The organism is Mycobacterium sp. NGS15, assembly GCF_059813245.1.
Map to the genome: position 1 here is coordinate 354,930 of NZ_JCALEF010000007.1, position 20,876 is coordinate 375,805.

At 63.3% G+C, this 20,876-nt stretch carries 22 protein-coding genes and 1 tRNA gene; 6 read left to right on the top strand and 17 right to left on the bottom strand.

The genetic code is table 11. The features are described 5' to 3' along the window. Positions 1-39 precede the first annotated feature (39 nt). Both AC5Y5C_RS22570 and AC5Y5C_RS22575 read left to right on the top strand, forming a co-directional pair. Complete coding sequence (locus tag AC5Y5C_RS22570) at positions 40-405, top strand: MerR family transcriptional regulator (protein WP_499976615.1); 366 nt, start codon at positions 40-42, stop codon at positions 403-405. A gap of 354 nt (positions 406-759) precedes the next feature. Further along, positions 760-1,497 (top strand): hypothetical protein, encoded by a 738-nt coding sequence (locus tag AC5Y5C_RS22575; protein WP_499976617.1) that lies wholly within the window; start codon positions 760-762, stop codon positions 1,495-1,497. Positions 1,498-1,526: 29 nt separating this feature from the next. Here AC5Y5C_RS22575 and AC5Y5C_RS22580 read toward each other — a convergent pair whose 3' ends face one another. From AC5Y5C_RS22580 to AC5Y5C_RS22615, 8 genes are all read right to left on the bottom strand, one after another. Beyond that, complete coding sequence (locus AC5Y5C_RS22580; protein WP_499976618.1) at positions 1,527-2,402, bottom strand: deaminase; 876 nt, start codon at positions 2,400-2,402, stop codon at positions 1,527-1,529. A gap of 68 nt (positions 2,403-2,470) precedes the next feature. Continuing rightward, a complete protein-coding gene (locus AC5Y5C_RS22585; protein WP_499976619.1) occupies positions 2,471-2,623 on the bottom strand; it encodes a hypothetical protein in 153 nt (50 codons plus the stop codon). Between the two features lie 214 nt (positions 2,624-2,837). Then, on the bottom strand, positions 2,838-3,860 hold the full coding sequence (locus AC5Y5C_RS22590) for an HNH endonuclease signature motif containing protein (RefSeq protein ID WP_499976620.1): 1,023 nt from the start codon (positions 3,858-3,860) through the stop codon (positions 2,838-2,840). A 63-nt stretch (positions 3,861-3,923) separates the two neighbouring features. Beyond that, the gene (locus AC5Y5C_RS22595; protein WP_499976622.1) at positions 3,924-5,447 is read right to left on the bottom strand and encodes a terminase large subunit domain-containing protein; all 1,524 of its coding nucleotides are present in this window, start codon (positions 5,445-5,447) and stop codon (positions 3,924-3,926) included. Positions 5,448-5,452: 5 nt separating this feature from the next. Further along, positions 5,453-5,758, bottom strand: a complete 306-nt coding sequence (locus tag AC5Y5C_RS22600) for a hypothetical protein (protein WP_499976623.1) — start codon at positions 5,756-5,758, stop codon at positions 5,453-5,455. Positions 5,759-5,845: 87 nt separating this feature from the next. Beyond that, the gene (locus tag AC5Y5C_RS22605) at positions 5,846-6,136 is read right to left on the bottom strand and encodes a hypothetical protein (protein WP_499976624.1); all 291 of its coding nucleotides are present in this window, start codon (positions 6,134-6,136) and stop codon (positions 5,846-5,848) included. Positions 6,137-6,924: 788 nt separating this feature from the next. Then, positions 6,925-7,593, bottom strand: coding sequence for a hypothetical protein (locus AC5Y5C_RS22610; protein ID WP_499976625.1), 669 nt, complete (start codon positions 7,591-7,593; stop codon positions 6,925-6,927). Then, a complete protein-coding gene (locus AC5Y5C_RS22615; RefSeq protein ID WP_499976627.1) occupies positions 7,590-7,823 on the bottom strand; it encodes a hypothetical protein in 234 nt (77 codons plus the stop codon). Before AC5Y5C_RS22615 ends, AC5Y5C_RS22610 begins: the two co-directional genes overlap by 4 nt. Positions 7,824-8,190: 367 nt before the next feature. Between AC5Y5C_RS22615 and AC5Y5C_RS22620 the strand changes: the two genes are divergently transcribed. After that, positions 8,191-8,490 carry a CDGP domain-containing protein gene (locus AC5Y5C_RS22620; RefSeq protein WP_499976628.1) on the top strand — a complete coding sequence of 100 codons (300 nt, stop codon included), beginning with the start codon at positions 8,191-8,193 and terminating at the stop codon, positions 8,488-8,490. Between the two features lie 370 nt (positions 8,491-8,860). Here the strand turns inward: AC5Y5C_RS22620 and AC5Y5C_RS22625 are convergent, their stop codons facing one another. The 4 genes from AC5Y5C_RS22625 to AC5Y5C_RS22640 form a co-directional block, all read right to left on the bottom strand. Beyond that, positions 8,861-9,325, bottom strand: a complete 465-nt coding sequence (locus AC5Y5C_RS22625; RefSeq protein WP_499976630.1) for a flagellar hook-length control protein — start codon at positions 9,323-9,325, stop codon at positions 8,861-8,863. Then, a complete protein-coding gene (locus tag AC5Y5C_RS22630; RefSeq protein WP_499976631.1) occupies positions 9,322-9,798 on the bottom strand; it encodes a hypothetical protein in 477 nt (158 codons plus the stop codon). Before AC5Y5C_RS22630 ends, AC5Y5C_RS22625 begins: the two co-directional genes overlap by 4 nt. 583 nt (positions 9,799-10,381) lie before the next feature. After that, the gene (locus tag AC5Y5C_RS22635; RefSeq protein ID WP_499976633.1) at positions 10,382-12,568 is read right to left on the bottom strand and encodes a DUF5906 domain-containing protein; all 2,187 of its coding nucleotides are present in this window, start codon (positions 12,566-12,568) and stop codon (positions 10,382-10,384) included. A gap of 202 nt (positions 12,569-12,770) precedes the next feature. After that, on the bottom strand, positions 12,771-13,007 hold the full coding sequence (locus AC5Y5C_RS22640) for a helix-turn-helix transcriptional regulator (RefSeq protein ID WP_499976634.1): 237 nt from the start codon (positions 13,005-13,007) through the stop codon (positions 12,771-12,773). A 53-nt stretch (positions 13,008-13,060) separates the two neighbouring features. On the opposite strand from AC5Y5C_RS22640, the gene AC5Y5C_RS22645 reads away from it, so the two are divergent. Together AC5Y5C_RS22645 and AC5Y5C_RS22650 are read left to right on the top strand one after the other, a co-directional pair. Continuing rightward, the gene (locus AC5Y5C_RS22645) at positions 13,061-13,726 is read left to right on the top strand and encodes a hypothetical protein (protein WP_499976636.1); all 666 of its coding nucleotides are present in this window, start codon (positions 13,061-13,063) and stop codon (positions 13,724-13,726) included. Next, positions 13,723-15,111, top strand: a complete 1,389-nt coding sequence (locus tag AC5Y5C_RS22650) for a tyrosine-type recombinase/integrase (protein WP_499976638.1) — start codon at positions 13,723-13,725, stop codon at positions 15,109-15,111. Before AC5Y5C_RS22645 ends, AC5Y5C_RS22650 begins: the two co-directional genes overlap by 4 nt. Positions 15,112-15,121: 10 nt before the next feature. Here the strand turns inward: AC5Y5C_RS22650 and AC5Y5C_RS22655 are convergent, their stop codons facing one another. The 5 genes from AC5Y5C_RS22655 to AC5Y5C_RS22675 all read right to left on the bottom strand — a co-directional run bounded on the left by AC5Y5C_RS22655 (position 15,122) and on the right by AC5Y5C_RS22675 (position 17,890). Continuing rightward, positions 15,122-16,102: a DUF6602 domain-containing protein gene (locus AC5Y5C_RS22655; protein WP_499976640.1), complete on the bottom strand. Its 981-nt coding sequence runs from the start codon at positions 16,100-16,102 to the stop codon at positions 15,122-15,124. A gap of 114 nt (positions 16,103-16,216) precedes the next feature. Beyond that, positions 16,217-16,291: transfer RNA gene (locus AC5Y5C_RS22660), tRNA-Val, on the bottom strand. Between the two features lie 31 nt (positions 16,292-16,322). Further along, positions 16,323-16,784 (bottom strand): peroxiredoxin, encoded by a 462-nt coding sequence (locus AC5Y5C_RS22665; protein ID WP_499976642.1) that lies wholly within the window; start codon positions 16,782-16,784, stop codon positions 16,323-16,325. Positions 16,785-16,815: 31 nt separating this feature from the next. Continuing rightward, a complete protein-coding gene (locus AC5Y5C_RS22670; RefSeq protein ID WP_499976644.1) occupies positions 16,816-17,241 on the bottom strand; it encodes a DUF3052 domain-containing protein in 426 nt (141 codons plus the stop codon). A gap of 91 nt (positions 17,242-17,332) precedes the next feature. Then, positions 17,333-17,890 carry an Rv2240c family protein gene (locus tag AC5Y5C_RS22675; protein ID WP_499976646.1) on the bottom strand — a complete coding sequence of 186 codons (558 nt, stop codon included), beginning with the start codon at positions 17,888-17,890 and terminating at the stop codon, positions 17,333-17,335. Between the two features lie 140 nt (positions 17,891-18,030). Between AC5Y5C_RS22675 and aceE the strand changes: the two genes are divergently transcribed. Then, the gene (gene aceE, locus AC5Y5C_RS22680) at positions 18,031-20,820 is read left to right on the top strand and encodes a pyruvate dehydrogenase (acetyl-transferring), homodimeric type (RefSeq protein ID WP_499976648.1); all 2,790 of its coding nucleotides are present in this window, start codon (positions 18,031-18,033) and stop codon (positions 20,818-20,820) included. Positions 20,821-20,876: the final 56 nt, after the last annotated feature.

Consider the following 20,876-nt stretch of genomic DNA (forward strand, 5'->3'; position numbering starts at 1 on the left):
GATTTTTATATATCACTGACTCAGATTGAGGGCAAGTAGGTGACACCAGAAAATTTCCTCCACCCCAGGGATGGCACTGCCCCAGGATTGAACGCAGCTCTGCCCGGAGTCGATCCGGCACGAACTCTGGGCGTGTACGGCATCTCTGTGGCAGCTGAACTCTCCGGCACCGCCGCCGATTCACTGCGATTGTGGGAACGCCACGGCCTGTTGATGCCCGCGCGCACCGACGGTGGCACCCGCCGCTATAGCAGCGATGACCTCACCCGAATCCGCCGCATCATCACCCTGGTAGCCGCGGGGGTAAACATCGCCGGCATCGCCCGCATCCTCGACCTCGAAGACGACAACACCGCTCTCCGCGCAGCCGCTAATCAGCAACAATCCCAACGCAAACCACGCTGAGCGCACAGTAGTGGGACTTCCGAGACAAACGGTGGGCGCGGAGGGTTTCGAACCCCCGACCGCTGGTGTGTAAAGGCGTCGGACACTGTTAACAAGCGTTCTACAGTGTCAAATACGTACAGGTAGGTGCACTGCCTGTGTCAAATGCGTAGTCCCCAGTGCAGCGCCGTATGTGCCCGTCTTGGCAACTTGGCGGCAACTTGGCGAACAGACATTCGAGCCCCGGGAAGAGGCGGCGGGTGCCCTTGGAAGATCTACCCCCGCCCAGACCTGATCGGGGCTGCGAAGTGGATGTGCGGTCGAGGCTTTCCGAATGCACACACGAGCTCGCACCGGAGCACTATCGTGCTACGAATGACCGCCAATGATGCGGACTCGGAGTCGTCGCCCCTAAAGCGACTGACGAACAGCGAGGCGCTGGCGAACGCCCGTTACAAGCAAGAGCAGGCTTTCAACCCCCCGACCAATATCGAGGCGTTGGTGCTGAAAATCATTGGCGGCTGGGAGCAGTTGAAGGCCGCGGTCAACATGTGCAGGTTTGTGGAGGCCGGGCCGGAGGCCGCACCGCTCGGCACTGAGAATCTTCCAGCGGCCATGAACAAGCTGGCGAAGAAGTCCCGGCTTCGTTGGCCGCATGATCGATTCGCGTCAAAGGTGCACCACTGCGACCAGGTCCGCCAGAAGTTCGCACACTTCTTTTACGTCAGCGCGATCGTCGGTGAAGAGCCGCCGGATCGAGTGCTGTACTTCACACGCCTTGGCCAGGCGGGAGATTCGTACAAAGCGCAAGGGCCGTCACTCGGGTTGCAGTGGCGCGACGACGAGTGGGCACAGCAGCACCGCCATGAAGACAGCATCACCGAGAAGGAACTGCGCGAGACGCTCGCGGAACTGAAGGAGTTGATCGATTGGTGCCGGGCTCTGCTACGCCTCGCTGGCATCCTTGAGCACAGTCCCGATATCCCCGACGATCATCCGATCAACACGTCCGAGTGGTGGATACCGTGGCGCACCGCGAAGGAGCCCTTGCTGGTCTTCGGCGATCTCCGGCTCCCCGATGAAGCTGCCACTCCGACATCTGACGCGGAGTAGACGGCGTTCTCTTAGGAGTTGGGCAGCGGTCACTTAGTCGGATCGGCTTTGGCCAGCCGAATTTCCCACTTGATAGCGACTGAGACATGCCCGGTGCCTCCGTATTCGCGCGGTGGTTCGATTCTGGTGACTTTGCACAGCACGTGCCCATGCTCGTTGCGCATCACTCCGATTGAACCCACCGGGATCTCGGGAGAATAGCTCCCGTAGTCGAGCGCGTCCGGATCATCGATGTCGCCGAATTCCTTGGCATAGCGTGCCAGCGCGACGACGCCTGGGATGCCTCCATACATGTAGATGGCCGAGGCGCCGCAGTTGAACCACTTCGTCTCCCACGAGGGCGCATCGGCCTGCTCATCGACACTGATGGTGAACAAGCCGCCGTTCGTCGTGTAATCAAACTTGGCCCCCGCGCTCATGCCGGTTCCCCGTATAAACACCTTGGTGAAGTCTTCGCTGGCGCTGTGGGCCTGTTCCCGAAGGTCTGCCGGAAAGTCCCGGAGCCTGACGCCGTTGTCGCGCAGGTACTTCCACCCGAGTCGGTTGACCTGTGGATTCAGATCATATTGACCTATGTGGACGACGGTTATGCCCGCGTCGGCAATGAGCGTTGCGCACGGAATTCGGGAGGTTGTCCTGGAGTTTGCGCATGGTTCCAGGGTTGTGTAGAGCGAGGCCCCGGCGAGATCGATACCAGCCGTGAGAGCCTTCTGGAGGGCTACCTGTTCTGCGTGTTGACCGTCAATCTCGCCCTTGTATCCGGTTGCGAGGATGGTGTTGCCCCGGGTTATGACGGCACCGACGCGAGTGTTGCCAGGCGATTTCAGCGCCTCTTCGATAGCTCGTTTGGCGAACCCGTATTCGTCCGTGATCGAGGACTCGTTGTCTTCTGGGTCTGGGGCCATACGGTAGATCGTGACAGAGACCGCCGCCGGACAGGCCTCAAACTCACGTGTGCCCTAGCGGGTGGCGGCTAGTCGTTCTGCCGCGCCTCGTAACGGGCCTTGGGGCCGTAGATGATCCGGCAGTGCGGACCCAGTTTCGGTGCGTGATCGCCGCCCCGCAATGGCAGGTCCACACGTGGTGTCGCCGCCCGCATTCGCACGGCGGGCAGCGCTGCGTCCAACCAGGCTCCTCGACGCTGTGCCAGTTCGGGCAGTACAGCGGCCCGACAACCGTCCAGCCCTTGCCGTTGGGCACGAGATCGCCGACGTACGCGTTCGGGAACCTATCGCGCGGCGGGCAAGCCATACGCCCGTTCTACAACCGGCCACCGACAACCCTGAGTTAGTCGGTCAGCTGCGCCTGCGCACTTGCGGTTTCGCCGGTAAGTGTTCTGGCTACCGCACGTCGATGTCGCAATTCCAGTCTTCGGAGCCATCGATGAGCACCTCTTCGCACTCAGTGTCCCCCAACGTCCACCCTGCCTTGACTGAGAAGCGGCCATCGACGAATGCATCACCTTGGAGATATTCGGCTGTCTCGGCGTCCATGCTCGCGACGGCGAGAAATCCTGTCAAGCTCGATTTGACAAAGCCCAGAAAACTGAACGAAAAGTAGGAGCCTTCGATATCGAGACTAATTTCGTCGATATCTATATCAATCCAGCCTTCTGGTACCGATACGTCAGCCTCCTCATTACGGTCTTGAAACTCGTAAGCTTTGAGAGCATTGTGGGCGTAATCAACTATCGCATCTCGCAAGTCCGACATGGGCTCTTGCAGAGCCTCCTCTAAGGAGACTCCACATACGTCTTCTAGGATTGTTACGCTCCTGCGGGCGGCGACGCCCAGTACCACTGATACCGCCTCTTCTAGGCAGTGCGACGCGTCGCCTATCCGTACCGTCCTTAGCTCATCGAAATCGTTTGCTTTGGAGGGATTTAGGGTTGCGAGCCTGCGCACTAATGCTGGCATGTGCTCCTCGAACACCGCTCTATTATCTGGATTATTGAAATCCATTTTCGTGATAGTGATGAGAAATTTCGCAATAGTCGTTGGCTCTTGTAAAAATTCAACTTTTCGGACGACTTTGGCCGCATTTGACCACGCACGGTCCAATTCTATAGCCATTATGGGGGACCCTGAAAGGTCGCGATTCGACTTCTTTTGGTTGCATGGTGAACAAATTGGGGCCAGGTTGTATGGCGCGTCTAGATCGTAGTCTTTTGCTCTATATTTAGAAACCCATTTTGCGATATCATCCGCCGTTGCCGTTCGAGGGACTATATGGTCGATCTGAATGGCGGCATAGTCGCTTTGCGGCTTGCCACATGAGTAACATTTCGTGCGATACACGTCGTAGAGGGCGAGTTTCAACAAGCTGTTCTCGCCATTTCTTTGGTACCTAATCTCACCGGCCACGAGAGAAACCGTAGACCAGCGCCGACGGTGCTGTGAGTGATCTCGGATGGATGTTCGGGCTGCTCACAGCCCGCCGACGCGGCGCGCCCATGGGCTGTGCAGGCTGTTGATCGGCACCACCGGTGCTAGGCCTGCGCTGCCGGACAAGCGCCCGCTGACCGGGGCGGCGATGGTGATCTGCGCCCCAGCGGTCGCCGCGAGGGTCTCGAAAACGATGGTCGTCGCCGCAACTGAGTCCGGTTGGTGCTGTCCGGCTTCCCACCCGAGCATGTCGGCCTCCAGGTCGGGCAAGCTGCCCGCGATACGGCAGCGCCCGGTCTCCAGTGCGGCGATGAGGCCCTGGGCACGGGAGAGGGAATCTCCCTTGCGTGCCTGGCCCTTTGGGGGCCAGGTAGTGACGGTGATCTGGTGCCCGGCGCGGCTGGTCGCCACCGCCTCGCGCAACAATCGGGCGTACGTAGTGGCGGCGCTGTAGCCCTCCACCACGACGCGTGAGGCGCCGATGGCCACGGCCAGCTCCACGGCCCGGTTGACCCAGCCTTCGGAGGTCAGGTGCGCGGATACGTTGTGCGTCAACGCGATCTGCCCGTCGCGGCCCACCTGTCCGGCCACAATTCCGGTCTCATCGCCCTCGCCGGACTCGGCAGGATCGACGCCGACAACGGTCATGCTGGGGCCGCGCGAGGCCGCGATGAGCCGGTGGCCGTCGATCCACTCGGCCTTGATCAGACCGCCCTCTGGGCTGGTAGGCGTGCCCAGATAGAGCGCCGCCCATTGCCGGGAGCCGACCTCGCTCTTGATCTCGGTGAACCGATCCAAGGTAAACCCATTGGCGCTGGTCAGTGGAACGCCGGGGCGGCGTCCGAGGGCATCAGGCACGCCGCTGGTGGCGATGGCCGGGATGTTCACGCAGCGCCACCTACTGCCCGGCTCGGCCAGCAGCGACCCCGCGATGTCCTCCTCGTGCCACCTCGTAAGAACCACGATGGCGGAACCGCCCGGCATGAGGCGGGTAAGCAGTGAGGCCCGGAACTCGTTGACCAGGCGGCGCCGGTGGGCGTCGGAATCGGCCTCCTGTGCCCCCTTCACCGGGTCATCGACTATCAACGTGGTAGCGCCGAATCCGGTTGTGGAGGAAAGGATGCCGCCCGCAAGCATGCCGCCGCGTCGTCCTTGTACTCGCCAGCGGCCCACGGCTGCCTTGTCCTGCGCCAGCTCGAAACCGAGCAGGTCTCGGTGTTCGGCGATGAGTGCGCGGGCGGCGGCGCTGTGCTCCTCGGCAAGCTGGTCGCCGTATGACTTAAGGATCAGCTCGGAGTCGGGGTCGCGCATGAGCAGCCATACAGGGAAGATCCGAGACACCAAGGTGGACTTGCCGGTACGTGGCGGGGTGGTCACGATCAGCCGACTATCGGGCTGCTTCACCGCCGCCACCAGTTCATCCGACAACAACCGGATTGTCGGCGTCACCAAGAACTTTGGGTCAAGCATGGTCGCGAGTTCGGCCGGCGTTTGTGGGCGGCGTCGGGATCGCGCCGTCACGATGGCACAGGCGGCGGCCAGTGTGTTTAGGTGGTTGACGGTCATCGGGGTCACGCCATCGCAAAGTCACGGCAACGCGGCAGGGGCCAACCGCGCTGAGCGGCCCGATCACGCTGTACCGCAGCGATTTCGAGATCCCATGCGGACGCACGACGGACATAATTACGCCCTCGCACCTTGACCACCGAAACCTGATACGCCTCGTGCAGACGGTCCAGCGCCCCCGCCTGGTCCCAGTAGCCGCCAGGTATCTGCGGGCGTATATCGCGCCAGGGCATCAGCGCGCCGTCGGCGGGCAGCACGGCCAGGATTGCTTGCTCGATTTCGATCTGCGCAGTCGTGGTGTCGGTGGTCATCGTCAGTCTCCTCGGTTCGTTGGTGTCGTTGGGGTCGAACGTGTTTGGTGCCACCATCTGGCCGAGGCTCCAGGCAGTGGCGTAGGTCTAGAACCGCTGGAACGGCACGCGGATTCGCGGGCTTTCGCCGCTCAAGATCAGCGAAATACCCATCGCTGCGTTTTCGCGGGTGAGCCCAAGGGAGGCCAACACCTCCCCATGGTCGACTTCACCGGCCTGGAAGATCCGCGCCGCCAGCGAGAGCACCGATGGCCAGCACAACTCCAGCAGCCGATTTTCCGCTGGGTGATCCACCGCCGCCCGACCGCTGGAGGCGACATACGCGCGCTCAATTTCCGCCCGGTCGTGACATCCGGCCCCGGCCAGCAGCGCGTCCACAGCGCTGAGAGTGGGACGATCACCGGCAAGCCACCGGCCTTGCGACCGAGGCCCGGCATAAGCTGTTGAAACGGTGCCGTCAGGGCAAAGCGTGTTGCGAAAGCGAGTCCTGCCCTCCAAGGGGACGACGCGACCGCCGAAGACCCCAACGCCGCGTACCTCGGCGCCGCGCAGGACACCACGAACAGCGTGACCTGCTTCATGTGTGCACAGGTCAAAACGTTGGAGTTCGCCGGGCCGCATCTTGGCGGCGAAGTCTTGCCGCGTAAGTACGCGAGGTCGTGCGGTTGTCGTCATGGGTATCCGTTCGGGTAGTTGGAGTTCTGCTAGTTGAGTGAGCACCGGAGTCGAGTCGGCCCAAAGCCAGTCACTCGACTCCGGCGTCACCGTTATCGACCCGGAGCAGGGTCTCTCGGGCGCCGGTTTCCCGGCGCGACGAATGGCGCTCTTGGCGGCGTCGGTGGCTGTGCCACAACGCCTTCGACGCCTTGTGCGGTCGGTCGTCCATTTCTTGCGGTCGTCATTTGAAGTCTCCTATCGGGTGGTACGGAGCTGAGATTCGGTCTCGGTGCGGTGCTTCAGCGTCGGTGCCTGATCCCAGGCCTTCCGAGCTTTGGTGCAGCGGCGGTCCAGCTCGGCACGTGCCTTGACTTCCGCCTTGGCCGCGCCCTCTTCGATGTACGTCGCCAGGCAACTTGCGCAGGTCCAGCGGTGAATTGAGCCTCTGTAGGTCGAGCACGGACCAGAGCATCGACGGCAGGCGCCGGGCGGTTCGGGCTGCTGGTGGTTCATGTCGCCAGCCCTGCCTTGACTAGTACGCGCTGAGCGCGCTCGGACTCGGCCTGCGCCTTGAGGCGTCGGTTTAATTCCGCCATGCTCGGAAGTTCTTGGCGTTGAAGGATCTTGGGTACTGACCGCTCCAACGAGATCACCGCCGTGTCGAGCCCACGGAGCGCACGTTCGACACGCTCACTGGCACTGGGGTTGCCGCGAAGGGCATCCGAGCCAGGCGCGTGAGCATTCCCAAGCACGCGGGCAAGAGGGTCACTCACAGGTTCGACGTAGGCGACCAGAACATCGACCCACGACCCGCTCGCTAGCTGCTCATCGGCGATGCCCGGTAGGCGCGGGCGGGCGGCGAGATCGGCGGCAGCGCGGCGAGATCGGCCCTCGGCGGCGACGGATTCGGCGACCAGGGCCGCGGCCACGTGCGCGACCTCTGCGACGGCATCGAGTACAGCCTCGACGCCTCGGCGCAGCGCATGGGGGTCTTTGAGCTGTGCCCCCGAGTGCGCCACCGGGGTGATCAGGTCCTGTACCTCGACGGCCAGGCTGAAATGTCCATCGAGGCGGATCGGTAGACGCTTTCGACGGCGGTCGCGCAACTCCGCCTGCGAAGCCTGGGGTACGGGTGCTGTTGTCGTGGCGGTGGATTGGGGGCGCTTACGGAGGATCACGAGGTCACCGCCAGGCGCAGGGCAGCACGGAGGCGGTCTACTGCCGGAGGCGTGAGGTTGCCCACCTCGGCGGCGATGACTTTCTCCACGCGGTAGTAGGCCAGCGACCGGCGACACGCAATGACCCGCGCGTCGGAGTCAGGCGCGCCGCGCGATTTCAGGCCTGCGAGCCGCCCCGTCCAGGTATCGCGCGGGAACCTCGCCGGATCCGTTCCTGTTGCCGTTGTCATGTGCAACAAGGTACGCCGCTTGCGTGCATATGCTGCCAAGTTGTGAACGCTCAGCGTTTCGACAATACCGCTATGCGACAACATGTTTCGTGATTATGCGCGAGCGATGATATCGGAATACGTTGACGACCAGGGACATTGGTCCAGGATAATACCGCCGTATGGACGTATTATCTTGTGCCCCAACGTTATGCGAGAGTTCGATACAGTGTGGCGCGACTCACACCCAGAGTCTGGGCAATGACGGGCTGTGGTCGACGGTCTGGGTCCTTCTCATTTCGCCGAACCATACTTGCGAACAGCGTTGGGCCTTTAGGCTGCGTGGTCGGGACGTACGTCAGCAGTCCGACACCTCGGGAGGGGTTCCATGAAGATCACCGTCATGTTGGCCGGAACAGTTATCGCTGCCGGGTCGGTGTTGGTTACCGCCCCCGCTGCCGAGGCTGTGCCCGGTGACCCGATGGCGGGGTGTGAGACGCAGGTGTTCGCTACCTACTGCGACGGGCCAATCCGTCCGGACGGATCGTGGAAACGCTGCCTATTCGCAAGCGGGCAATCAGGTGGGCCGGGCGTTTACGTTCCGCCAGTGCGAAATTGCTTCACGGTGCCCGCCGCCGATCAGATCCCGCCGACGCCGCTCGGCCAGCCTGATCATCACATCGACTGACTAGGGCTGGCGCCATACCAAGTGACCACTAGATCGACCATCAAGTGGTCGCCGGTTCGCACGTGCACGTCGATAGCGGCCCTGACCTGCGCAGATGATGGCCCGCACTCCCTCGGCGAAGCGCATCCGCTGCGTCAAGTTGCCAAGGCCGTGCCAACAGGTGGCCCAAAAGCCATGCCATTCACTTGATTTCGCGTCTAGGTAATGCGCAAGCCGTGGTCGATCGGGACGGACCGGCCACGCGCGGCCACGTGACCGTGAAACTTGGGTCCCCGGTCAAACGGAGCCGGTTCACACTTCTGACAACCCGTGGACGCCTCGGCGGTGGGCTCGGGTTCCGCTAGTACGTCGCGCATGCGATTGATCATCGTCACCGCTGTTCCTTCCGCCACTGGTCGATCACAGCCATCGCCGCCTGCTCGGCGCGGACGATCACCTCACGGGGCACGTCTGCGAGATCGTCCGGCAAGGCATCGTTCTCGGGGCTGCGTGCCACGGAGCCGGGTGGATCGTCGCTCGGCGGGGTATCGAACCCGTCGATCGCCACGGGGACGGTCGGGGCCTCCGTAGCGTCGGGATTCTCCCGACGGCGTTGGACGGCAAGCCACTCGGCGAGTTCGTCAGTCGGGACGCCGCCGTGCGCGAGGACACCAGTGGCGACCTGTACCTGTAGTGACCACAAGGGATCACCCTCACCCACGACAGTCCCAAACAACGCGCGCAGCTCGCCCAGCATCTGAGCTTCCAATTGCTCGGGATGCAGACGGCCCTCGGCGGCGTCGGTGGCGATGGACGCCGCCGCATTGATCAGGTCCTCGACGGTCGTCTCGGTCATGGGGTTACCTCGAATTCGGCGTCAATGGTTGGGGTTTGCAGCTGGCGCTGCGCTGCCACCGCCAAGAGTTCGGTGCGCATGCGGTCGATGATGGCCGTGGGCGTCTGCTCGATGTTGACGGTGACCTCAGTGCGTTCGGGCATATACGCCCCGGCCATTTTGGCGCGCTCAGCCACGATGCCCCGCAGCTCCTTTGAGTACTTGATCGCGGTGTCGTCGTCGCCGTTCTGGAGCGCCATCAGATATCTCGTGAAGTCGCTCCGCTGCAAGATCTGTAGCGCGGCGTCGTGCTTGGCTCGGGCCTGCTCCACGGTCTCGGGCACCGTGCTGACCGTCAGTCTCGCCACCGCCTGGCTAGCTGCCTGCCGGGACCGGTACCCGAGATGGTCGGCGATCTCCTGCCACGTCGCCCCGGTGGCACTCATCCGCGCTGCCTGCTCGGCACGATGCCGGGCGTCCAGTCGGGCGGTCATGTCAACATCTTGTCAACAAATGGTGCAACTAAAACAGCCCCACACGGCGGCATTGTCCTTTTCCGAGTTCGCAATTCGAGTGGACACGGCCGCCTCCACCGCTCCCAAACCCCCGACGGGTGAGCTGTGGTGCCGTCTGTCCTGTGCAGTCCACCGCCTGGCACCGCCGCATCCTCACCGCCGCACCCCATCCACTGGTGCCACTGCCACCGGATGCCGCGATCGAGGCGGCCTGCGGTAACACCGGTAACGCGTTACCGGTCCAAACCCTTTATGTATGTAATTTTTCTCTCTCCTCCTCTACTACTACCTATTTCTTAGTGTTATTAGTGTTACCGCAGGTAGAGAAAAGTTATTGCAGGTCAGGGGGTGTGTACTTTTGTGCTACCAGCGTGTTATCAGCACCGAAAACGGTGTGACCACAGCACTTTCAGGCAGCAGTGGCAGTCGCTGCAACGGCATCACCCCCCGGCGGCGGTGTGCCAGGGGGTGATTTGGCCGTCTGATAACACGGCGAAGCCGGGTAACACGGGTCTGGTCACACACCCCGAGGATGGCGAGTGTGGGGCCAGAACCTTCGCCGTCAGCCCATCGAGTATGGATCTCTGACGGTCTGTGGGTCGGCGGTGGCGCTCACCGTGCGCATGACTTCCACTCCGGTGCCGGGAGTGCGTTCGACCCACTCGTAGTCGGCGCGCTTGATCCCCCACAAGACACGCTGAGCCTTGGTGTCGGCGGTGGCTTTCCGCTGTCCGGCTTTGATCGCGTGGTCCTTCAATCCGGTTAGCGCGGCGGCGAACTTGTCCATTGGCATCCGTTCGCCGGTCTTATGAACGCGCGCCCAGGCGTCCCACACCCTGAATAGCGCGGCGCGGTCCACATAGTCGCCGCCGGTCGGATTGACCGAGCTGTCCTTGGGATCGCCGATATCGCAGCACTCCCGCACAAAGGTGAGCACATTGGACAGTTCGCCGCCGAGGTCGCCGCGCTCCTCCTCGTCGTCGCAGGGGTGAGTGAAGTGGCCACCCGTGGCGTTGAGCAGGGCCAGGCCCTCCACGGCCCAGCGCAGCACGTAAGCCAGTTCCCCAGAGATAACCTTCCCCCCAGCGTTCTTCACGTCCTCGGCGGTGTCGCGGATCGCACGGCTGGTCTTGAGCAACAGAATGCGATCCATCAGTGCGCCGGTGTGATCGGACAGGTTCGGCAAGCTGTTCGACGTGCCGTGAATCCGTACCGGAAGCACCGAGGTCGCCGGGGACTGGTACTTGATATCCACCAGCAGCGGGTCGCCGCCGGTGATGGCGATCAGCCGGTTAAGGGCCAGGCTTGAATCCCGTGAGCTGAACCGGGAGTCTGAGATCAGCGCCAACGTGGTGCCGCCCAGGTACACCTCTTCCAGCCCGAACCGGGAATTCAGCGCATCCAGGCCAACCTCGCTGACGGTGCCCAGGAGGGCCTTGAGTACCAGCGTGATCGTCGTCTTGCCGCTGCCCGGTATGCCGTAGAGCCACATGAATTTCTGCAGGTCTACACGGCCGGACAGCACGTACCCGAACCATTGCTGTAGGCAGGTCATCGCGCCCGGATCATCGGCCCACTGGGCACGCAGCAGCCGCATCCAGAGGGTGTCCGCGTAGGGATCGAGGCCGTGGTCGTAATCGGCCTCGACGCGGGTCAGGGAGAACCACAGCGGCGTATTCGCAACCAGCTGGCCGGTTCCCAGGTTCAGCACCCCGTTTCTGCACAGCGCCCAGGTACCGGTGGCCGGGTACACCCCACGCCGCTGCCCGTAGGCATCCGGCAGCTCGCGGGCGGCGGTGCTGGTGTTGTCCCCGGCGGCGACCGTCACTAGGTCAGCAAGGGCGGCCTCGACCTCGCGCAGGGTGTCGATTTTTATTGTCCAAGGCTTGAGTTCGTGAACGTCCTGTTTGTTCTCGCGGCGCACCTTGACGTAGTACATCCCGCGCAACACCTCACGCAGCTGGCTGCGCATCCAATCCCGTTGAGGGCGTGTGACCCATCGCGGTGGGCCGCCCTCTGCGGGGGTCGTGTAGTGGAACCACACACCCCCGATACGGGTCACGGTGCGCATCGGCACCAGACGGCGCTGACGGCGCCCGGTCTGCCCCGGCAGAATGTCGCGCATCGTCAGGTAGTGGCACAGCACCCAGGCCGCCACCGCTCCCGGAGCGTTCGGTGACGCGAGCACCTTGCCCGCTCTGACCTTTAGCTGATCCTCGGCGGGAAGCTCGTTGTAAATCGACTCGGGCACACCGCAGATGTGCTTCTCGGCGGGACCATCCGGCAACTCCGGGTCAAAGCAGTAGGCGGCGTAGGCGTACTCCAGGTTGGCATCACCACCGAGACCACCAGCGGCACGGTCGGCCTTGTCCCACGCGAGGCATGCCGCGCGGTCGGGAATCTCGATCCCCTTGCGGGTAAGCGCTTCTGCGATCAGCGGCCCGAGGTCCGGGACCATCGAGGTGGTAGGCACAGCCAGCAGTGCATCCAGCGGCGGATTGAGCGGATTCTCGTGCGGACCGAAGAACGATCCGTCACCGTGCTGCATTGTCAGCCGGTGCCATTCGACCAGAGCGCTGCCGAGTTCATGATCGAACAAGTCACCCACCCGAAGGCCACCCTCACCGTCAGGGTCACACAGCACATCGAGATGCGCGCCGGTCAGGCCGAGGTGCGTCTCGACCGTCCGCCCGCCGTCATTGTCATCGGCATCAATGCCTCCGTTGTTGGTATCCTGGGCCACAGTCATCGTTTGGCTCCTTTCGCGTTGGTCTCGGAAGCTGCTGGCCCGCTGTGGTTGTGGGTGAGGGATGACGGTCGTTGGTCGGCCCGGCGGGGTGGTGCTCGCCGGGCACAACGATTACGGCGGCCAGTGCAGCCGCAATCCCATTGTCATAACGGATATTCCACGCGTGTGGGGTGCACCGCCCCGGCTGCTCAACACACCGCGTCTAGACAATGCAGCCCTCGGGATCAAGCATGCGCAGCAGGGAGGCAGTGGGAACGCGAATGCGCCGGGTGCCGAGCTTGATCGTGGGAAGCAAGCCGTCCTTGGCCATGTGATACGCGTAAGCGTGACTCACTCCGATGTATTCGGCTGCGCGCCGGACGCTTACGGTAGTTCCTTCTGCGCGCAGATCCTCCAGAGTTAGAGGCCGTGCCGCAGGAGCTTCGGTAGTGGTGGTCATGTAACTAGAATCAGGCCTTGCCTGAGGAATGTCGATAGGTTACATTTCTCATTATGCGAAAGGTTAAGTGCGGAAACTTGAGTCGTGGCGACGTGGAGTCGGCCGACTCCGGCGAACCCGGACACAAACCCGGTCGCGTTCCCGAACCCCATGAACGCGTGCGAATTAGGTTGCATGGACATCCGCAAACCTATGTAGTGCGCGCCGACACCGGCCCTGACGGACCACAACTAACAGAGCTGACCATCACCGCCGACGACGGCGCGGTGGACTACGCAATCGTGCAACCTGTTGTGCGACGCCTAGCCGCGACGGCCGTGCAATGGCATCACCGCATTGGCGGTCTGATCGCAGCACCTGGTGACACCGCTCAGACCTTCACGCGCCCCGAGGCAGGCGCCGACGATCAGCTGCATATGGTCGCCCGCCTGGTCCATGAGGCGCGCGAGCTAGGCCTGCCGGTACGTAAGACCGTCAGGGAACAGATGCATCTGAGCTTCGGCACTCTCGACCGGCTAATCCGGCGCGCCAAGGACGAGGGCCTGCTCGATGACGAGTCGTTACCCAAAGCTCCCCCACCGCGCCAGCGTGACACCAGCCTCCGCACGCCGGAACAACGCAGACAGAAGCGGCAGGAGAACGCAACCGCTGCTATCGCCGAGGCGCGTGAACGCTTCCGCCAACCGAAACCCACCACCGGCAAGGAGAACGACCAATGAACACCGAACAGTCGAAGCGCACCAGGCGCGCGGAACCGATAAGCCAGCACATCGCGAAGAACGGGACAGTGAGTTACTGGTTCCAGGTCGATGTGGGGACTAAGCCCGATGGTGGCCGTGACCGCCGTAAGTTCACATTCCGCACCAAAGCCGAAGCCCGGCGCGAGTTTCGGCGTATCACCAGCGAGGTTGCCTCAGGTGCCTACAACAAGCCCACGGCCATCACGGTTGACGAGGCTTGCGACGAGTGGCTCGCCGGTCGGCGCGGCATCCGGCGCGTGACCATCTACAGCTACGAGAACGATCTGAAACCGGTGCGGCGCTACCTCGGCGGCAAGAAGCTACAGACGCTAACCAAGACAGACGGCGACAGTCTTGTGCAGTGGATGCTCACCGAAGCACGTACCTCCCCCCGCCACTACCGCTCCGATTCTCTCGCGGGCCGGGTGGTCGCGTTGGTGTCCGAGCACCCGGACGGAATCACCTCCGCTGATCTTGCCGCCGCGCTACCCGGCGACGTGCACTCGGCGCTTTCGGCTCTGCTGGGCGCAGGACGGCTCACCCGGCTAAGGCGCGGTGTGTATGCCCCTGCTGTTGAGGACAGCGCCGTCGCCGCCGAGAAGCGCGGCCTGAGCGCGCAGACCGTCCGCTCCACATTGACGGCGTTCGGCGCTGTCGTACAGAGTTACGTCGATCAAGGTGTATTGCCGCGCAATGTGATTGCGTTGGTCGAGCGGCCAAAGGATGCCGAACCTGACGACACCGAGAGCATCGACGTCGACCCCACCGCGAAGTCGTGGACGCTGGCCGAGGTCCAGGCGTTCCGCGAGTTCGTGCTCGATCACCGGTTATTCGCCTGCTGGCTTCTGTCGTGCTACGGGCTGCGACGCTCCGAAGTACTGGGTCTGCGGTGGTTGATGATCGATCTCGAAACCGGCACACTCCTGGTGCGGCGCGGTCGGGTGGCTGTGGGCAGCGCGGCAGTAGAGGGCGCGCCCAAGTCGAAGCGCAGCCGCCGCGATCTGCCATTACCGGCCGACGTGACCGAGGCGCTGCGCAGTCTCAAAACAGCCCAGAAGCGCGAGGCCATGGCGCTTGGGGTGCCGTGGTCGGATGACCATCTTGTGGCCGTGCGCGAGGACGGCCTGCCGCTGAGGCCCGAGTCCTACACCGACGAGTTCCAGCGGTTGCGCACGCGGGCAAGGCTGCGCCGGATCAAGCTGCACGGCCTACGCAACACCTCTGTGTCGCTGATGCTCGATCAGGGCCATCCCCCGCACATCGTCGCAGCCTGGCACGGCCACGACCCGGCGGTGGCGTTGTCGATCTACGCGGACGTGAAAGCCGATGAGTTGCGCGCCGTAGGCGCTTCGCTGTTTGGCTGACAAAGTCCGATCACTCGCCAGGCACATCTCTCACCGGCCGCTCCGTGCCACGGATCAAGGTATCTCGGAGCGTCGCGGCGCCGGAGTCACTGGGCGAGAACGTCACTACACTATTGCCCGGCACGATATATGGCCCAATCACCGGGTAACTGCGCACAATGCGGGGCATCGCCAAGTGCAGCCAACTCAACGTCCACGCAAGAGGTGCCGCCGTCTCGAATCCAAACCACCCGGTGTGCAGCTTTCCTTCGTCTGGGCCGCTCGACTGCCTGAACTTGATTGCTCCATCCCCGCACCGCAGGTTCCACAGAACGCCCTTGCCGAGGATGCACACGGCATCAATCGGGGGCTGCGAATGATCGTCCGAGTGACTCTTACCCTCGGGTGGCGGCACGTCGGCCACGGCTGCCAGCCTTTCGCGAACCTTGTTGATTGATAGAGCGCTCTCGAAGGCCACTAGGAAGAAGGGCGGGATCTCGTCAGTTTCGTCCATGTATTGCGACCGGTTGCTCGGTTTGTCGGTCGAACGGCGGATCGGGCGCAGTGACTTGTACTTGGTCGCAAGAGCGACTGCCTTCGTCAGTTCAGCCGCTGTGAGCTTCGACTTGATCTCGCCGACCGCTGAGACGCCCTCGATCAGGTATTCGCCGGGCACATGTTTGGGGTAGGTGAACGGCTGATCTTGATTCGCGATCACTACATCGCTCTGCCCCGACTCGCCTCCGAAGGCGTCGTAAACCTTGCCGCAGCCGACCCAGAGGTTCGACGGCAGACGCTCACTCAACAACTCGCGCGTTGCCGCCTCCACCTTGGCGCCCTTGTCACCGCCATGGCTGGTCGCGGCCCGCGCTTTCGGCAGCTCGGCGAGCAGTTGGGTTTCAAGGTGGATCAGGATCTCCTCGAAACGGGAGCCGGTCAGATTAGCAGGACTCTCGGTCACATCTCGCGACGCTACGGCGGCGGGGCAAGCGGGCCGCTGCCCGACACGCAATCGGACAATTGAACACCTGGGCCGTTTGGCAACTTATTGGCAACTTGGGACCGATCATGTAGTCGGTATCGCCGATAGCCAGGCGTCGACTACCGGCCTGAACTGGCCAAACATTGGTGGGCGCGGAGGGTTTCGAACCCCCGACCGCTGGTGTGTAAAACCAGAGCTCTACCACTGAGCTACACGCCCGGTCCACGTCGTCACCGACGTGGGAATCAGCTCACGAATGTAGCGCGGCCAGCGCTTCTACCCAACCTCCCTGGTCACGGGCTTGCCCGGGGTCCAGCATCTCGGCGAATCGGATGATTCCGTCGGCATCCACCACGAAGGTTCCGCGGTTCGGATACCCGGCCTTCTCGTTGAGCACCCCGTACGCCTCGGCAACCGCCCCGTGTGGCCAGAAGTCGGACAGGATCGGGAAGGTGAAGCCGCTGTAGCTCGACCAGATTTTGTGGATCGGCCCAGCACTCACCGACAGCCCGATGATCTGTACATCGTCGTTCTCGAAGTCTCCGATGTGGTCGCGCACATGATCGAGCTCGCCCTGACAGACCCCGGTGAACGCCAGCGGGAAGAACACCAGCAGCGCGGCCTTCTTGCCGCGAAAATCGCTCAGGCTGACCGGCTGGTTGTTCTGGTTACGCAGGGTGAAATCGGGTGCGACGGTGCCGACAGGCAGCATTAGCGAGACCTTCTGCTCTTCGCGCGAGCGCTCATCGCCGCCCGCCGCGTGACGACTTGGGCTGCACCAACCGCGTCGCGCTCCAGTCCCCCAGGTTGACCGAGGAGGTCTGTACCAGGCCCGCCGTCGGCGCCGATTCGGCAATTTCGGAGGGCTGCACATGACCCGGCAAGCCGGTCTTGGGCGTCAACACCCAGATCACACCGTCCTCAGCAAGTGGAGTAATGGCATCCATCAACGCGTCGACCAGGTCGCCGTCGTCATCGCGCCACCACAAAAGGACCACATCGACGACGTCGTCGGAGCTCTCGTCGAGAAGCTCCGAACCGCACGCGTCCTCGACGTCGGCCCGGATATTGTCATCCGTGTCCTCATCCCAGCCCAGCTCCTGCACAAGCTGATCTCGCTGGACGCCCAGCTTATGGGCGTAGTTCGAGGCGTCAGCCGCCGCGACCACCGTTCGGCCCCTCCTTGTTCACAGATGCGTGCTTTCGCACTTGGGATGAATGCTCACATCGTCGCATGCCACCGGCAATCCCCGTCAGGCACTATCGACCTTTTGTCTGGAGAAGCGGTTCGCAGATCTTCCCCGCGCGCTCCCGCGCATCGTTGAAAGTACGGACCACCGAGTTGAGAGTGCTACCACTCAGCCGATTATCGAACGCCCCGGCCAGTTTTCGCGACTGCTCGGCGTACTGCGTGAACGCGTCGCGCAGTTCGTCGGTCTCGGCGTTCGCCTTGGCGGAGTCGATTTGCCCGGCGCTGGTATTGAGGGCATTGATGACCGGCCCCACCTTGGCCTCCGCGCTCGACCCGTAGCCGCCCTCGTCGTTCATGACGGAGATCAGGTCATTACCCGCGGAAACAGCCGCGTTCGACGTCATCGCGAAGGTCTCACAGGCATCCGCTATCGCCTGCGCACGGGACGTCTCCTGGCGCTTGGACTCCTCGGACCGCGACGTCTCGATGGACTGCGAGACGTATGTGCGGTACTCCGACACCGACTCACTGGGCGCCGACGCCCGCCCTCCCGTAGTCACGGTGCAGCCCGCGGCGGCCGCGGCACAGATGGCCGCCAGCGCGATGAACAGCGCCGCAATACGCATGTCATGACGGTACCCGCTGAGTCGGTTCCAGACCTGGTGACTGGACCAGACTCGCTAGTAGCAAGTGACTTGCGGCACGATGGAGGTACCGATCTGATTGTGACGGAGATCTGCACCCCCACCCCTAAGGAGCAGAAAAGTTGACCACGGAGTTCGCTCGCCAAGACCTGGCCGGAAATTCAAGCGCCGCAAATCAATCCGAGCGCGTTCGGGTGATCCGCGAAGGTGTCGCGTCGTATCTGCCCGATATCGACCCCGACGAGACGAGCGAGTGGCTGGAATCATTTGACGGCCTGCTGGCCCGGTCAGGTCCGGCCCGGGCCCGGTACCTGATGCTGCGGCTGCTGGAACGAGCGAACGCCGGCCGCGTGGCCATTCCCGCGCTCACATCCACCGACTACGTGAACACCATCGCCACCGAGAATGAGCCGTGGTTCCCCGGCGACGAAGACACCGAACGCCGCTTCCGCGCCTGGATCCGCTGGAACGCCGCGATCATGGTGCACCGTGCGCAGCGGCCAGGGGTCGGTGTGGGCGGCCACATTTCGACATACGCCTCCTCGGCGGCCCTCTACGAGGTCGGGTTCAACCACTTCTTCCGCGGCAACGCGCATCCGGGCGGCGGCGACCAGGTATTCATCCAGGGCCACGCCTCCCCCGGCATCTACGCCCGCGCCTTCCTGGAAGGCCGGTTGACCACCGATCAGCTCGACGGGTTCCGGCAGGAAAAGAGCCACCCCGGCGGTGGCCTGCCCTCCTACCCACACCCGCGGCTCATGCCCGATTTCTGGCAATTCCCAACGGTTTCCATGGGCCTGGGGCCGATGAACGCGATCATGCAGGCGCGGTTCAACCACTACCTGCGCGACCGTGGCATCAAGGACACCTCCGATCAGCGGGTCTGGGCGTTCCTCGGCGACGGCGAGATGGACGAGCCAGAATCGCGCGGCCTGGCACATATCGCCGCGACGGAGGGCTTGGACAACCTGACATTCGTCGTCAACTGCAACCTGCAGCGTCTGGATGGCCCGGTACGCGGTAACGGCAAGATCATCCAGGAGCTGGAGTCCTTCTTCCGCGGCGCCGGCTGGAACGTCATCAAGGTGGTGTGGGGCCGCGAATGGGACGCCCTGCTGCACGCCGACCGCGACGGCGCGCTGGTCAATCTGATGAACACCACAGCCGACGGCGACTACCAGACCTATAAGGCCAACGACGGCGCGTATGTCCGCGAGCACTTCTTCGGGCGCGATCCGCGCACCAAGGAGCTCGTGAAAAACCTTACCGACGACCAGGTCTGGAACCTCAAGCGCGGCGGTCACGACTACCGCAAGGTGTACGCCGCCTACCGGGCGGCCACCGAGCACAAGGGCCAGCCCACGGTCATCTTGGCCAAGACCATCAAGGGTTACACGCTCGGTAAGCATTTCGAGGGTCGCAACGCCACCCACCAGATGAAAAAGCTGACGCTGGATGACCTGAAGGATTTCCGCGACAAGCAGCGCATCCCGATCTCCGATGCCCAGCTCGAGGAAAATCCGTACTTGCCGCCGTACTACCACCCGGGCCCGGAGGCACCGGAGGTCCGCTACATGCTCGACCGGCGCCGCGCGCTGGGCGGATTTGTGCCATCGCGGCGCACCAAATCGCGTCCGCTTACCCTGCCGAGCCCGGAGACCTACGCCCCGCTGAAGAAGGGCTCGGGCAAGCAGGAGATCGCCACCACCATGGCGTTGGTGCGTACCTTCAAGGAACTGCTGCGCGACAAGAACATTGGCAATCGCATCGTTCCGATCATCCCGGACGAGGCACGCACCTTCGGCATGGACTCGTGGTTCCCGTCGCTGAAGATCTATAACCGCAACGGCCAGCTATACACCTCGGTCGATGCCGAACTGATGTTGGCGTACAAGGAAAGTGCGCAGGGCCAGATCCTGCACGAGGGCATCAACGAGGCCGGGTCCACCGCCACGTTCACCGCGGTGGGCACCGCGTACTCGACGCACGACGAACCGATGATCCCGCTGTACATCTTCTATTCGATGTTCGGGTTCCAGCGCACCGGCGACGGTCTGTGGGCCGCCGCCGATCAGATGGCCCGCGGGTTCGTCCTGGGCGCCACGGCGGGCCGCACCACACTGACCGGCGAGGGACTGCAGCACGCCGACGGCCACTCGCTGCTGCTGGCCAGCACCAATCCCGCTGTGGTGGCTTACGATCCGGCGTTCGCCTACGAGATCGCACACATCGTCGAGCACGGCCTGCAACGGATGTACGGCGAGAACAGCGAGAACGTGTACTTCTACATCACGCTGTACAACGAGCCGTACGTGCAGCCGGTAGAGCCGGACAACGTCGATGTCGAGGGCATTCTGCGCGGCATCTACAAGTTCCGGGCGGCACCCGAGGCGCGCCAACATCAGGCACAGATCCTGGCCTCGGGGGTATCGCTGCCGGATGCACTGCGGGCGGCCGATCTGCTGGCCGAGCAGTGGGATGTGGCCGCCGATGTGTGGTCGGTGACGTCCTGGGGTGAGCTCAACCGTGACGGCCTCGCCATCGATCACCAGGCGCTGCGCCACCCGGATCGCCCCAAGGCCGTTCCCTACGTGACGAAGGCGCTGGAGAGCGCACAGGGACCCAAGGTGGCCTTCTCGGACTGGATGCGCGCGGTACCCGAGCAGATCCGGCCCTGGGTGCCAGGCACCTACCGGACACTCGGTACCGACGGATTCGGCATCTCCGATACCCGACCCGCCGCGCGCCGGTACTTCAACACCGACGCAGAGTCGGTCGTGGTCGCGGTCCTGGAGGCGCTGGCCCAGGAAGGCAGCGTGGGGGCCGACGTCCCGGTCCGTGCCGCCGCCCAATACAAGATCGATGACGTGGCGGCCGCCGACGTGTCGTTCAAGGACACCGGCAGCGCGTAACCCTTTCAGGCGCGAGCAGACATGTATTGCATATAAGTCGCAGGTCGCGAGTGCAA

Excerpts from the sequence above, each read along its gene's own strand:
- AC5Y5C_RS22665 (WP_499976642.1), bottom strand. The coding sequence starts at position 16,784 with ATGCTGCCTGTCGGCACCGTCGCACCCGATTTCACCCTGCGTAACCAG.
- AC5Y5C_RS22615 (WP_499976627.1), bottom strand. The coding sequence starts at position 7,823 with ATGACAACGGCAACAGGAACGGATCCGGCGAGGTTCCCGCGCGATACC.
- AC5Y5C_RS22600 (WP_499976623.1), bottom strand. The coding sequence starts at position 5,758 with ATGACCACCGACACCACGACTGCGCAGATCGAAATCGAGCAAGCAATC.
- AC5Y5C_RS22640 (WP_499976634.1), bottom strand. The coding sequence starts at position 13,007 with ATGACCACCACTACCGAAGCTCCTGCGGCACGGCCTCTAACTCTGGAG.
- AC5Y5C_RS22620 (WP_499976628.1), top strand. The coding sequence starts at position 8,191 with ATGAAGATCACCGTCATGTTGGCCGGAACAGTTATCGCTGCCGGGTCG.
- AC5Y5C_RS22580 (WP_499976618.1), bottom strand. The coding sequence starts at position 2,402 with ATGGCCCCAGACCCAGAAGACAACGAGTCCTCGATCACGGACGAATAC.
- AC5Y5C_RS22575 (WP_499976617.1), top strand. The coding sequence starts at position 760 with ATGACCGCCAATGATGCGGACTCGGAGTCGTCGCCCCTAAAGCGACTG.
- AC5Y5C_RS22635 (WP_499976633.1), bottom strand. The coding sequence starts at position 12,568 with ATGACTGTGGCCCAGGATACCAACAACGGAGGCATTGATGCCGATGAC.
- AC5Y5C_RS22650 (WP_499976638.1), top strand. The coding sequence starts at position 13,723 with ATGAACACCGAACAGTCGAAGCGCACCAGGCGCGCGGAACCGATAAGC.
- AC5Y5C_RS22645 (WP_499976636.1), top strand. The coding sequence starts at position 13,061 with ATGCGAAAGGTTAAGTGCGGAAACTTGAGTCGTGGCGACGTGGAGTCG.
- AC5Y5C_RS22630 (WP_499976631.1), bottom strand. The coding sequence starts at position 9,798 with ATGACCGCCCGACTGGACGCCCGGCATCGTGCCGAGCAGGCAGCGCGG.
- AC5Y5C_RS22625 (WP_499976630.1), bottom strand. The coding sequence starts at position 9,325 with ATGACCGAGACGACCGTCGAGGACCTGATCAATGCGGCGGCGTCCATC.
- AC5Y5C_RS22595 (WP_499976622.1), bottom strand. The coding sequence starts at position 5,447 with ATGACCGTCAACCACCTAAACACACTGGCCGCCGCCTGTGCCATCGTG.
- AC5Y5C_RS22675 (WP_499976646.1), bottom strand. The coding sequence starts at position 17,890 with ATGCGTATTGCGGCGCTGTTCATCGCGCTGGCGGCCATCTGTGCCGCG.